The organism is Caulobacter rhizosphaerae (assembly GCF_010977555.1).
GTDB classification, from domain to species: Bacteria; Pseudomonadota; Alphaproteobacteria; order Caulobacterales; family Caulobacteraceae; genus Caulobacter; species Caulobacter rhizosphaerae.
Genome location: NZ_CP048815.1, coordinates 2,926,980 through 2,939,375 on the forward strand (window position 1 = coordinate 2,926,980; position 12,396 = coordinate 2,939,375).

Sequence of the window (12,396 nt, forward strand, 5' to 3'; positions counted from 1 at the left end):
GCGCGCTTGTCCAGGACTCAGGACAGGCGGATCGCATCAGTCCAGTCCCCGGTCTGAACAGGAGCTTCCGGCACGACAACCGTCTGGGCTGAAAGGCCCTACGCCGCCGACACCCGCGCCTGGATCAGCTTCAGCGCCTCGTGCGCCGACAGCGCCGCGCCTTCCTGCCAGGCGTTGATGTAGCTCATGTGCTCGCCGGCGAAATAGAAGGCGCCGTCGGGCTTGCACAGTTCGGCGTAGTCGGTGGCCCGCTGTTCGTCCTTCCAGCCCACGGCTACGCCTTCATTGTACGGCGTCTGCATCCACGAGACGGTGAAGGGCTTGGTCAGCTCCTGGCCGTGGCCAGGGTGGAACTTCTCGATCACCTTGCGCGACAGGGCGAAGCGCTCCTCGAACGACATGGCCGCGTATTTCGGCGGGCTGTCGGGTCCCGAGAAGCCGATCGAGTAGGCCCCGACCAGGATGCCGGTCTTCTCGCCGACGCCGCCGCTGGGATACCAGACCAGCTCGTTGGCCTCGTCGGTCCAACCCAGGCCGCCGTACTGGAAGTCGTCCTGCTCCCAGAACCGCCGGCTCTCCCAGGCCACCTTGGTGCCGTGGTGGTATTCGGCGGCCGCGATCGCCGACTTCACGCGCGGCGCGAAGTCCGAAGGTATCTTAGCCAGCACGGGCAGCGGGATCGTACAGATGCAGTAGTCGGCCTCCAGCGCCTGTTCGCCCGCCTTGTCGGCATAGACGATCTTCACACCCTTGGGCGTCTTGCGCAGTTGCTTGACCACCGCTTCGAACTTCACGGCCGGCTTCACTTGTTCGTAGAGGGCGTAGGAAATGCGGTCCATGCCGCCAACCGGCTGCAGCATGGTCGCCTGCATGTCGATGATCTCCTCGAAGATCAGGCTGGCGCCCCAGAACCGCGACTTCATCATGTCGGCCATGCGCAGCGGCGGCCCGCCCTTGGGCGGATGGTCGTAGCCCCCGGGCGAGGCCAGGAAACCAGCGCGGGTCGAGCCCTCGTAGGCGTTCTTCGACAGGTCGCCGTAGGCCGACAGGTAGCCCAGCAGCTTCTGCTTATCGATCCCGGTCAGTTCCTGGTCCAGCGCGCCCTTGTCGACGGCCTTGGCCAGCAGCTCGGTGAAGGCGCCCCGGGTGTCGTTGACCGCCTGGCGCTCGGTCACCACCTGGCCAGCGAAGTCCAGCTTGGCCGACCGGTTGGCGTTGACCATCACCTCCAGCGGCACGCCCAGCTCCTGGCAATACCCGAGGATGGCGTGATGCCATTGCGGGATGCGGGCGGGACCGGCGTTGAAATAGTCGTTCCTGCCCGTCGACCAGTCGACGATCTGGTCCGGCCGGCCCGTCTGGACGATCTTCGTGCCCGAGCGCACCGACCAGGCCCGACCGCCCGGGCGGTCGCGCGCTTCCAGCACCGTGACCGAATAGCCCGCCTTGCGCAGCTCGTAGGCGGCGACCAGGCCGGCTATACCCGCCCCGAGGATCGCCACCGACGCGCCCCGCCCGCCGGCCAGGTCCAGCTTGGGCGCGCCGGCATAGGCTCGCGGCGCGGCCAGCAGGCCCATGCCCATCATCGTGGTGTAGAGCGCCCCATAGCCGCCGGCCCTGCCCACGGACGTCAGAAAGCTGCGTCGCGAAATTCCCATCGTCTGTCCCCGATACTAGACTTGAAGGCTGAAGGTCGGCGTGAAGCCGCAGGCCCCGTCGCAGCACGAGGCGCGAGCTTGGGCCAGAAAGTCGGGCTCATGCCACCAGTATTCGGCGGACGCCTCGCAAACGAAGCGCCGGCCGCGATCGAGGGCGGCGTGCTGCACATGCTCGGCGAACGGACCGACCAGGTCGGCGATCGTGAAGACCTCGCCGTGCTTGATCACCTTGACGACCTTCGCCGCGTCCTCGATCCGGGCCAACGGATCGCCGTCGACCAGCACGAGATCGGCATAGGCGCCGGTCGCGATCGAGCCCAGTGGCTCGTCCAGATATTCGCCCGAGGCGCTGGTGGCGGTGACCAGGGCCTCGAATGGCGTCATGCCGTAGCGGACCATGGCCCTCAAGTTCATGTGCAGGCTGACGGCGTTGAAGTCGATCGGCGAGTCCGTGCCCGTAGTGATCCGGCCACCCGCCCGGACGGTTCGCGCCACCTCGGCGACGTTGCGCTCCAGAGAAGCCAGGATCGGCGTGCGGTCCATGGCCGCCATCTGCTTGGCCCGCTCCAGCAGGCGGGCATACTCCCACGGCGGATACAGGGCCTTGATCCGCGGATCGTCGACCAACGAGCGGTCGTCGCCCAACAGGGCCGTCGAGGTGAACAGGGTCGGCGTGCGGGCGGCCTTGCTGGCCACGAAGGCGGCGTTGACGTCCTGGTAGATGTTGCCCAGGGCGCTGACTGTGCGCGAATAACCGGTGCGGCTGGTCGCCCCAAGGTGCTCCATCCCGTCCATGCCCAAGCCGAGAGCCGGATAGTGATAGTGCGAGGTCAGCGGCAGGCCCTTGGCGTGGGCCCAGGCGATGACCTCCTTCTGGCGTTCTCCCGAGAGGCGAACATAGGTCTTGATCAGGTCGTAGGACAGCGCCTCGGCCCGCTTCAGCTCCAGCGCCATCTGGCCGGGCTCGGTGACCGGCCGCATGAAGTTGTAGAAGATCCGCGAGCCGTCGATCGCCTCGCCGGTGGCGTAGTAGCGGGGACCGACCCGCTTGCCGGATTCGATCGCCTCCTGGTCTTCGACCGTGTGATAGGCCGGACCGCCGGGCGAGCGGGTCGTGGTCACGCCCAGGGACAGCCAAAGCCGCCCTTCCCGATCGCCGTATCCGTAGCCTTGCATCTGGCGATGGGTGTGCATGTCGATCAGTCCGGGCATCACGGTGCCCGTCGGCGCATCGATTACCGTGACGTCGGCCGCCACCTCGCCGCGTGGAGCGACGCCAGCGATCCGGCCGTCGGAGATCAGGACATCGACGTTCTCGCGAAGGCTCGGCGACTCGCCGTCCCATAGGCGAGCGGCGCGGACCACTATGCGTTCCTTGGGCCGGACATTGGCCCAGGCCAGACCGTGCGGCACGAGCTTGGGCGCGCCGCCGGCCGCCGAAATCAGCTTCAGCTGGCCGGCCGAGAGATAGACCAGGCTTTTGCCGTCGCCGCTCCAGCTGACCGCGTCGGTGAGCTCGTCGTTCAGCGCCTTGGGCGGGCCCAGCAGCTTACCGGTCTCGTCGACCGGCGACAGGTGCAGGCGGCTGGCGAACACATAGGCCAGGGACTTGCCGTCGGGGGACCAGGCCGGGCCATCGTCACCGCGCGTGCCCAGCGAGCGGTCGGGCAGGATCGGAGCGTAGGTCCCCTTCCCGCTCACCACGTCGACGGTCAGGATTTCGCTGAGGCCCTCGCGGAACCGGGCCGAGTACGGTTTGAAGGCTGCGTAGGCGATGGTCTTGTCGCCCGGGCCCCAGCTGGGCTTGCCCGGTTCCCAGAGGTCGCCATAGACGCGGCGGGTCTCGCCAGTCGCGGCGTCGGCGACGAACAGGCCGCCGTTCTGGCTGAGAAAGGCGATCGACTTCCCGTCGCGCGACCAAGCGCTGGACACCGCCGCCCCGTCGAAATGGGTCAGCTGCTTGCTCGCGCCCGTCGCCATGTCACGCAGCCAGAGGTCCAACGAGCCGCCCTTGTCGGTCGAATAGGCCAAGGTCTTGCCGTCGGGCGACCAGGCCGGGTCGACCTTGCTGAAAGCGTCCTTCGTGAGAGCCCTGGCCGGACCGCCGCCGATGTCGAGCAGGTAGAGGTCGTTGAGCGCTCGGAACACCACCTGGCGGCCGTCGGGCGACAGGGCCGGACTGCCGATCCCGACCACCGGTCGGGTCTTGGCCGACAGGAAGTCGCGGCTCTTCTTGACGTAGCGTGGCGTCAGCACCGGGACCGTGGCGGTGAAGGCGACCGCCTTGGTGGCGCCGCCGGCCGCGCGGCGCTTGATCTGGCCGTCGGCGGTGTAGACGAACTCGCCAAACGGCAGCCACGAGGCGCGGAACGGAAAGACGTCCTCGTCTCGCACCAGGACGCCAGCGCCGTTTCGCAGCTCGGCTTTTCCGTTTTCGATGGCGGTGAAGACGACATCCTGACCATCGGGCGTGAAGGCCGGACTGGCGACCGAGGCGGCGTTGAAGCGATCGGCCGAGGGCTTGACCTTGGCTACTGTGCGCCGTGTTCCGTCCAGGCCCTGGACGTCGATGCGGACCTTGTCGACCGTGAAGGCGAGGCTTTTGCCGTCGGGCGCCCACGAGGGCTCGAACTCGTCACCGGGTCCCGAGCTGAAGGCGGTGACCGCGCCGCTGGCGACGTCCAGCAGGTGGACGCCGTAGCGCCCGCCCCTATCCGACGAAAAGGCGATCTGGCGTCCGTCGGGCGACCAGCGCGGCTCGCGGCAATCGAACACGCCCTTGGTCAACTGTCGCAGCCCTGTTCCGTCGGCGCCGATCGTCCAGACGTGGAAATTGCCGTCGCGGTAGGACTGGAAAGCCAGGGTCTTGCCGTCCGGCGACCAGTCCGGCTGGGCGATCTCGTAGATCTCGTCAGTCAATCGCCTGGCGGGACCGCCCTCGATCGGGATCAGCCACAGCATGGCGTAGACGTCGAAGGCCACGGTCTTGCCGTCGGGCGAGACCGTCGCGCAGATATTGGTCCCTTCGGTCGCCGTCACCATCCGCGTGTCGGCGGCCAGCGGCTGGTCGGCCTTCGCCCCGGGCGGCGTCAGGGCCGCGACGCCCGAGGCGGCGATCGCCCCGCCGCCGATCGAGAAAAGCCGGCGACGGCTGACGCCGGGCGAGGAACTCTTGGTCATCGTGAACTCCGAGAGGACCGGTCCGGACCTGCGCCCGGACCGGCGGCAAGCCTAGAACCGGGCGGCGACGCGGGCGTAGTAGAAGCCGCCGCTGATCCCGTACGGAGAGTACTGGTTGTAGTAGGCGAAGGCGGGCGTGCCGCGGTTGGCGGCTCTGACGCTGTCGGGGTAGGCGTCCAGCAGGTTGTTGGCGCCGACGCTGAGCGTGATGTTGTCGGTCGCCGCGTAGCTGAGGTCGAGGTCGACGATCAGCTTGGGGCTGACGGTTTCGTCGTTGGCCGCCAGCGACGTGCGCTGGATGACCTCGCCGTAGCGGGTCAGGCGCAGGTTGGTGTCGAACTTGCCGAGGGTCCAGTCGGCGCCCAGGATGAACTTGTCCTTGGGGGTGCCGACGGTCAGGTCGCCGATCTTCACGCGGTCGATATAGACGATCCCCGCCGCCGCTAAGGCCGCCGGCGGCTGCACCACACGGGTGAACTTGTTCTTGGTGTGGTTGGCCGAGAGCGTCCACCGCACCGACCCGAAGTCGCCGAAGTCGGTGCGATAGTCGACCACAAAGTCGACGCCGCGCGTCTTGGTGTCGGCGAAATTGCCGTAGTAGAAGGCCGCCTGCTGCGGGTTCAGGCCCTGGCTGGCCAGGGCGGTGCTGACGGCGACGTTCGGGCCCAGCGTGCCGCTCTGCAGGATGCGGTTGTCGATCTTGATCTGGTAGACGTCCAGCGTGACGTTCATCCGCGACAGCGGCTGGGCCACGATCCCGACCGAATAGTTGGTCGACTTCTCCGGCCGCAGCGGCTTGGCGCCCAGGGCGATGGCGGCCGGGTTGTCCGGCGGAAGCAACTGCACCGGATAGAGCTGGGTCGTGGTCGCGGGCGGTACGATCACGCCGATGGTGCTGGACGAGGCGTAGTGCTGCTGCTGCAACGACGGCGCCCGGAAGCCGGTGCTGGCCGTCCCGCGGATCGCCAGGCGCGGCAGGATGGCGTAGCGGCTGGACAGCTTGAAGGTCTTGGCGTCGCCGAAGTCCGAATAGTGCTCGAAGCGACCGGCCAGGGCGAACTCCAGCTTTTCGGTCACCTTCTGCTCGACGTTCAGATAGGCCGAGATGTTATCGCGCGAGAACGACCCGGCCGAGAACGGCGGGAAGCCGGTCACGCCCTGCGAGCCGCCCGCGAAGACGACGCCCGCCTGCGGGCTGCCGGCCGGGGCGACATAGCCGCCGTTGATGTAGGAGGCCGGTTCGCCCGCCACGATCTCGAACTTGTCGTCGCGGTATTCCGCTCCCAGCGCCACGAACAGCGGCTCGGCGAAGACGCCGGTCTCGACTTCACGTGTCAGGTCCAGGTTGCTGGTCCACTCCTGGAACTTCAGCGCGCCGATGTAGAAATAGGTCGGGCTGGCTGGGCCCAGCGAGGCGTTCAACGAGTTCTCATAGTAGTCGACGTCGTCGCGGCTGAAGGTCGTGGACAGGTCCCAATCGAAGCCCAGCACGTCCGAGCCCTTGGCGCCGAACGCCACCTGGAAGTCACGGTCCTTGAGGAACAGGCGCGGCGTGTAGCCGTCGGGATTGACCGCGGTGATGTTGTTGCTGGCGTTCGGGTTGCGGAAGGTCAGCCAGGCTGCGGTGTTGCGGCTGGAGAAGGTGCCGAACGAATAGACGTCGATGTCGTCGGTGATCGGCGAGCCGGCGCTGTAGCCCAGCGAGAACAGCTGCACCTGCGGCGAGCCCGGATGGCTGGTGTGGCGGTTGGCGGTCGCCTCGCGCGGATCCGGGGTCGAACCGGCCGTCCCCACTCGCACCGGCTGTCCCTGGGCGTTGCGCGGAAAGTACATCAGGGTGGTGTTCGGCGTCTTGTCGCCGCGATCGGTCGGATCGGTGATCCGCACGTCGCCCGTCAGGTTCAGATAGCCGGCCTCGCCGAGCTTCAAGCCGATATTGCCTGAGAGCTGCCCGGTCTCGCCGTCGCCCTCGGCGGTCTTGCCGTAGAGGGCGGTCATCGAGCCGCCCTCGGGCCGCTTCTTGAGGATGACGTTGATCACTCCGGCCAGGGCGTCGGAACCGTATTGGGCGGAGGCGCCGTCGCGCAGCACCTCGATCCGCTCGATCGCGGCCGACGGGATCAGGTCCAGGTCCGGCGGCGACTGGCCGTTCTGGGTCGTGCCGTTGACGAACAGGATGGCGGTGTTGTGCCGGCGCTTGCCGTCGACCAGCACCAGGGTCTGGTCGGCCGACAGCCCACGCAGCGACACGGTCTTGATCGCGAAACTGGCCCCCGCCCCGCTGTTGGATGTGTTGGCCGACGGCACCAGGGTCGAGATCAGGTCGCGCGTCGACTGCTTGCCGCTCTTGGTCAGTTCGGCCGACGAGATCACGTCGATCGGCGCCATGCTCTCGGTGACCGTGCGCGAGGTCGAGCGCGTGCCGGTGACGATCAGTTCCTCAATGACGCTGGGCGCGTCGGGTTCCGGCGGCGGCGCGGGCTCGGGGGCCGCGGCTATGGCGCCGGCGCCGGCGCCCGACCATCCGGTCCGGATTAGGCCGGCGCGCGGCGGGGCCAGGATGATCGTCTTGCCGTCGTTGGAGACCACCGACAGGCCCGTCCCCGCCAAGAGTTGCTCCAGGGCGCGATCGACCGGCAGGGCTCCGCGCACCGGCGCGGTGCGCCGGCCCTGGGCGGCGTCGGACTGGACCAGAATCTGCACGCCGGCCTGCCGGGCGAACTGGCGGATGCCCGCCGCCGCCGGCTGGGCGTCGATCTTGAACGGCATGGCCTGAGCCAGGGTCGCTCCCGCGCTCAGCGCCCAGGCGGCCGAGGCCGCGCACAGCAACCTCCGCCTGGCGGAACGGTTCCAGTCACGCATCGACAATCCCCCATCGTTCCGAGGCCCGCCACTCGCGGCCTCCTGACAGGACGAGGCGCCGGAGCCGATTTTCCGGTGGGTGGGCGTGGGATTGGTCCGCTCACGGTCCAACACGCTCGCTTTTGCGCCAGCTTCGCCGCCCGGCGCCCATTTCGCACGCTTGTCAGGGTGACGGCCATCGGCGAAAGTCCTTTTCGCCGGAACCCGCTCTCTTCCAATTTTCATGAACACCTCGACCTTAAAGGTAGAGGGTATTAGGTCGATCAGTGCGACTTATGCGAAGTCAATATACATGCCTCGGACAGAAGATTTACTCATATCGCCAAACCGAATGAGTGATATTCAATCAACTCATATCGTCGCGAAGAATATGTACTCATGAAATACGAGCGTGCGCTATCCTGATCGTGCCTTCGTCATCGCTGACGGCCGCCCCGAGCGTCTTGGCGACTGCCGCCGCGAAACTCTCCGGTTCGTTGGTCTGGAACAGACCCACGAAGCGCTCCTGGGCCAGGGCCGGATCGTCGATAACGATCTGGCGGCTGTTGTAGCGATTGAACAGGCGCGCGGCCTGCTCGAGGCTCTCCCCATCCAGAGCGATCTCGCCATTGCGCCAGGCCAGGCTACGCTCGATCTCGGAGGGCGACTCCGCCACGGTGGGCGAGACGGTGCTGGCCAGGACGATGCGGCTGCCGGCCGACAACCGCCGCCGGGGTCCCGGATCACCCTCGACCCAGGTCTCGACCACGCCCTCGGTGACCATCACGTCGACGCCGACGCCGGCTTCGGCGTCGCGGCGCACCGAGAAGGCCGTGCCTAGGGCGCGGACGCGAACTGGCCCCGCCGCGACGACGAACGGACGCTCGGGATCCTTGGCGACCTGGAACCAGGCCTCCCCTTCCTTCAGGACGACATGACGCGACTGGGGCTTCATCGCCACTTCCAGTGCGGTCTTGGTGTTGATGGCCACCAGCGAGCCGTCGGCCAGCGGCACGCGACGGATCTCGCCCAGGCGCGTGTCCAGCCGCTGGGGCCGCGCGGTCCACAGGCCGATCCCGCCGACCAGCGCAGCGGCGACCGCGCCGCCCGCTCCGGCGATCAGGGCGCGACGATCGGGACGCTGGGCGACCACGGCCTCGACTGTCGGCGCGACATTGGCCAGGGCGCGCCCCCGGTCCAGGAAGCTGATCGCCGCCTGCGCCCGCAGCAGCGCCCCGGCCCGTCGCGCGTCGGCCTTCAGCCAGGCCTGCAGTTGGGGGTCGCGCTCGACGTCCAGCCCATGCGCGTCGACGCGGGCGGCCCAGTCGGCCGCTTCCTCGTCAATCTCGCTTGCGGACCGAATGGAGCTCATGAGCCTTGCCGACTGCTGCTTGATCCTGCGCCGTTGTCTCCGATAAGGCGCGCAGGATTAAACGCAAGCCTCGGGCCGATTGCATTTCCACGACGTTCTCGGTCACGCCCAGACGCGCGGCGGTCTCCTTCTGCGACAGGCCGTGGATCCGGCGAAGGGTGAAGATCTGTCGACACCGCTCGGGCAATCCTTCGATCAATTGCTGCACCCTCCCCAGTTCGCGACGGCCCGCGACCACGCGTTCTGGAGAAGGCTCATCATCTACGACGTTCAGGGCGTCGATTTCCGTGACGCAATCGATGCGGACGATGCGCGCGCGGCGAATTTTCTGGATGGCGATGTTGCGGGCCGTCCGGAAAAAATATGCGCGGCCGTTGGCGATGTGGGCGACGGTTTCCAGCGCGGCCAACCGACAATAGGTTTCCTGCACCACGTCGTCGATGTCCGCGGCGGAACTGCCCGACCGGCGCAGCCACCCGCGCACGTCGGCTTCATGCGGTAGAATCTGGCCGCCGACGAAGGCGACAATCTCGGCGCGGCTCTGCTTCAACGGCCCCTCGACAACGCAATCCCGACGGGACTCAGGTTTCGGTCAACCGGTCAGGCCGGCAACACCCCTGCGGGTCAATCACCGCCTGTTCCCCGTTCGGCGCCGCCGCATGGGGCAGAACTTGGCGTCCGGCGCCTCGCGCTGGCAATGGCGACCGGCCCGTCAGCCAGGCCTGGCCAATAGCCGCGGTGTTTGGGCAGGGTGTCGGCCGCATTGGCGACACGGCGGTTTTAGAAGGCGTGGAACGTCGGGGCCGGTAGCAGTTCTGGGCGATCGAAGGTTCTGGAAGGCACGAAGAACGTGTTGAAGGGTCCGCCTGATCCGGGCTTTGAGCCTTGCTTTGCGCTGCCCGAAAACGCTGGTTATCAGGACCCTGCCGAAACGAGACCCTATCCTAGCTTCCTTCGTCGCGCCTCCCACGCGAAGCTAACGCCCTTTTTCGCTTCCCGCGCCCAACAGCCGATGGACAGCCTCGTCGGCGTCCGGCCCGGGGCGCATCATCGCGCGCTCGATCGGCACCGCCTCACCCGTCTCGGCGTCGACAAGGGTCAAGCGCAGGGGGCGTCCGGTATGGCGATCGACCATCTCCATGGGCACGCCAAAGCCGCTGGCGTCCCATCGGTCACCCCACTCGCGTAGCGCCACCGTGACCTTCCACAGGTCCCGTCCCCTGTCGGTCAGCCGATATTCGTCGCGTGGCGGGCGTTCCTGGTATCGAACCCGTTCGACTAGGCCGCCCTCCACCAGGTGCGTCAGCCGCGCCGCTAGCGTCGCGGGCGGGATGCCTGTGCTGGCGCGCAGTTCGTCATAGCGGCGCAGTCCCAGCGACAGGTCGCGGATCAACAACAACGCCCAGCGATCGCCGACCACTTCCAGGGCGCCAGCCATCGAGCACCGCATTCCGGAGAACGATTTCGCCTTCATCACCGCCGCCCTCTTGTCACTTCAATAATTGAAGTATATCTCTGCCTCATCAAACTGCAAGCCTCGGCGCCGGTGCGCGAGCCCTTGCAGGCGGGAGAAGCCGCATGGCCGCCGAGTCGTACAGGAACACGCCCAATCGCAACATCACGGTCGGCGAGGTCCGCTTCGCCTACCGCGATTTGGGTCCTCGGACAGGAACGCCCGTCGTCCTGCTCAATCACCTGGGCGCCACGCTGGACAATTTCGACCCTCGCGTCGTCGATGGCCTGGCGAGCAAGCATCGCGTGGTCGCGGTGGACAATCGCGGCGTCGGCGGATCGAGCGGCGCCACGCCGCGCGACATCGCCGCGATGGCGCACGACGCGGTCGCCTTCATCCGCGCCATGGGGTTCGAACAGGTGGATCTGCTCGGCTTCTCGATGGGCGGCTTCGTCGCCCAGCAGATCGCGCTCAGCGAACCCGCGCTCGTGCGTCGGCTGATCCTGACAGGCACAGGTCCCGCCGGCGGGGCCGGGATGGACAAGGTCACCGGCGTCGCGGTGCGCGCCATGATCAAGGGCGCCCTGACCTTCAAAGATCCCAAGCTCTATCTGTTCTTCACCAAGACCGCCAACGGCCGTCGCGCCGGCCACGAATTTCTGGCGCGCTTGAAGGAGCGCACCGCCGATCGCGACAAACCGATCACGTCGGCCGCCTTTGGACGCCAGCTCACCGCGATCAGGTGTTGGGCGGGGCAGGCGCCGCAGGATCTATCCGTCATTACCCAGCCGACCCTCGTGGCCAATGGCGACGATGACCGGATGGTGCCGACCGAAAATTCGCGCGACCTGGCCCGCCGCATCGCTGGCGCCGACCTGGTGATCTACCAGGACGCCGGTCACGGCGGCATCTTCCAATATCACCGCCCCTTCGTGTTGGCCGCGCTCGAGTTCCTGCGCTGACCGCTTGATCGCAACCCTTCCGATCCGGAGTCCTCGACATGACCGACACCCACGTCACCGCTCCCAGCCGCTTTCTGGAAATCGACGGCGACCGCTTCGCCTATCGCCGCTGGGGAAACGCCGAAGGGGGTGAACCGCCCTTGCTGCTGATCCAGCATTTCCGGGGCGGCATGGACAATTGGGACCCGCTGATGACCGACGGTCTGGCCGCCGGACGCGAAGTGATCCTCTACAACGGACGCGGCGTCGCCTCCTCGTCGGGCCCGCCCCGCAACAGGATCGAGGACATGGCCGACGACATCGCCGCCTTCATCCGGGCGTTGGGACTGGAGCAGGTCGATCTGCTCGGCTTTTCCCTGGGGGGCATGCAGGCGCAGGACGTGGCGCTACGGCACCCGCGACGGGTCGCAGGCTGATGCTGCTCGGCACGGGCCCGCGTGGCGGCGCCTTCGGCTCCGATAAGCGCGTTCTGTTCCATGCGACGCAGCCGGTTCCGAGCGTCGAGGATTTCCTGTTCCTGTTCTTCGGTCGCTCGGAAGCGGCGCAACAGGCCGGCCGCGAGTTCTGGGCGCGACGCCACCAGCGCGCCGATCAGGACACGCCCAGCTCACCGGCGGCGATGCAGGCCCAGATGGAGGCCAACCTCGGCTGGCTGGCGCCGCTCGATCCCGCCGCGCCCTTGGCGCATCTGCGCGCGATCACCCAGCCAACCTTCATCCTGAACGGCAACGACGACGTGATGATCCCCACGATCAACTCGTACGAAATGGCGCAGAACATCCCGAACGCCCAGCTCTTCATCTATCCGGACGCGGGCCACGGCGCCCAGTTCCAGTATCCCGAACGCTTCCTGCGCCACGCCATCCAGTTCCTGGATGAAGCGTGATCGCATTCCGTCCGCCAAGTTTCAGTTTCCAAGCGAAAGATCGA

At 67.3% G+C, this 12,396-nt stretch carries 9 protein-coding genes; 3 read left to right on the forward strand and 6 right to left on the reverse strand.

Annotated features, from left to right (window positions below; translation table 11 throughout):
* Positions 1-98: 98 nt before the first annotated feature.
* The 6 genes from G3M57_RS13490 to G3M57_RS13515 form a co-directional block, all read right to left on the reverse strand.
* The gene (locus G3M57_RS13490) at positions 99-1,658 is read right to left on the reverse strand and encodes a flavin monoamine oxidase family protein (protein WP_163231104.1); all 1,560 of its coding nucleotides are present in this window, start codon (positions 1,656-1,658) and stop codon (positions 99-101) included.
* Positions 1,659-1,673: 15 nt separating this feature from the next.
* On the reverse strand, positions 1,674-4,838 hold the full coding sequence (locus tag G3M57_RS13495) for an amidohydrolase family protein (protein WP_163231106.1): 3,165 nt from the start codon (positions 4,836-4,838) through the stop codon (positions 1,674-1,676).
* A gap of 51 nt (positions 4,839-4,889) precedes the next feature.
* The gene (locus tag G3M57_RS13500) at positions 4,890-7,700 is read right to left on the reverse strand and encodes a TonB-dependent receptor (RefSeq protein ID WP_188916161.1); all 2,811 of its coding nucleotides are present in this window, start codon (positions 7,698-7,700) and stop codon (positions 4,890-4,892) included.
* 376 nt (positions 7,701-8,076) lie between these two features.
* Positions 8,077-9,051 carry a FecR family protein gene (locus G3M57_RS13505; protein ID WP_163231108.1) on the reverse strand — a complete coding sequence of 325 codons (975 nt, stop codon included), beginning with the start codon at positions 9,049-9,051 and terminating at the stop codon, positions 8,077-8,079.
* Positions 9,020-9,601: an RNA polymerase sigma factor gene (locus G3M57_RS13510; protein ID WP_163231110.1), complete on the reverse strand. Its 582-nt coding sequence runs from the start codon at positions 9,599-9,601 to the stop codon at positions 9,020-9,022. The genes G3M57_RS13505 and G3M57_RS13510 overlap by 32 nt, the downstream gene beginning before the upstream one ends.
* Positions 9,602-10,027: 426 nt before the next feature.
* Positions 10,028-10,525, reverse strand: a complete 498-nt coding sequence (locus G3M57_RS13515) for a winged helix-turn-helix transcriptional regulator (RefSeq protein ID WP_056750519.1) — start codon at positions 10,523-10,525, stop codon at positions 10,028-10,030.
* Between the two features lie 104 nt (positions 10,526-10,629).
* Between G3M57_RS13515 and G3M57_RS13520 the strand changes: the two genes are divergently transcribed.
* Genes G3M57_RS13520 through G3M57_RS27155 form a run of 3 tightly spaced genes read left to right on the forward strand, consistent with a single transcriptional unit; the run spans position 10,630 to position 12,352 of the window.
* Positions 10,630-11,466: an alpha/beta fold hydrolase gene (locus tag G3M57_RS13520; protein ID WP_163231112.1), complete on the forward strand. Its 837-nt coding sequence runs from the start codon at positions 10,630-10,632 to the stop codon at positions 11,464-11,466.
* A gap of 38 nt (positions 11,467-11,504) precedes the next feature.
* Positions 11,505-11,882, forward strand: a complete 378-nt coding sequence (locus tag G3M57_RS27150; RefSeq protein ID WP_208789602.1) for an alpha/beta fold hydrolase — start codon at positions 11,505-11,507, stop codon at positions 11,880-11,882.
* Positions 11,882-12,352: an alpha/beta fold hydrolase gene (locus G3M57_RS27155; protein ID WP_208789603.1), complete on the forward strand. Its 471-nt coding sequence runs from the start codon at positions 11,882-11,884 to the stop codon at positions 12,350-12,352. Before G3M57_RS27150 ends, G3M57_RS27155 begins: the two co-directional genes overlap by 1 nt.
* Positions 12,353-12,396: the final 44 nt, after the last annotated feature.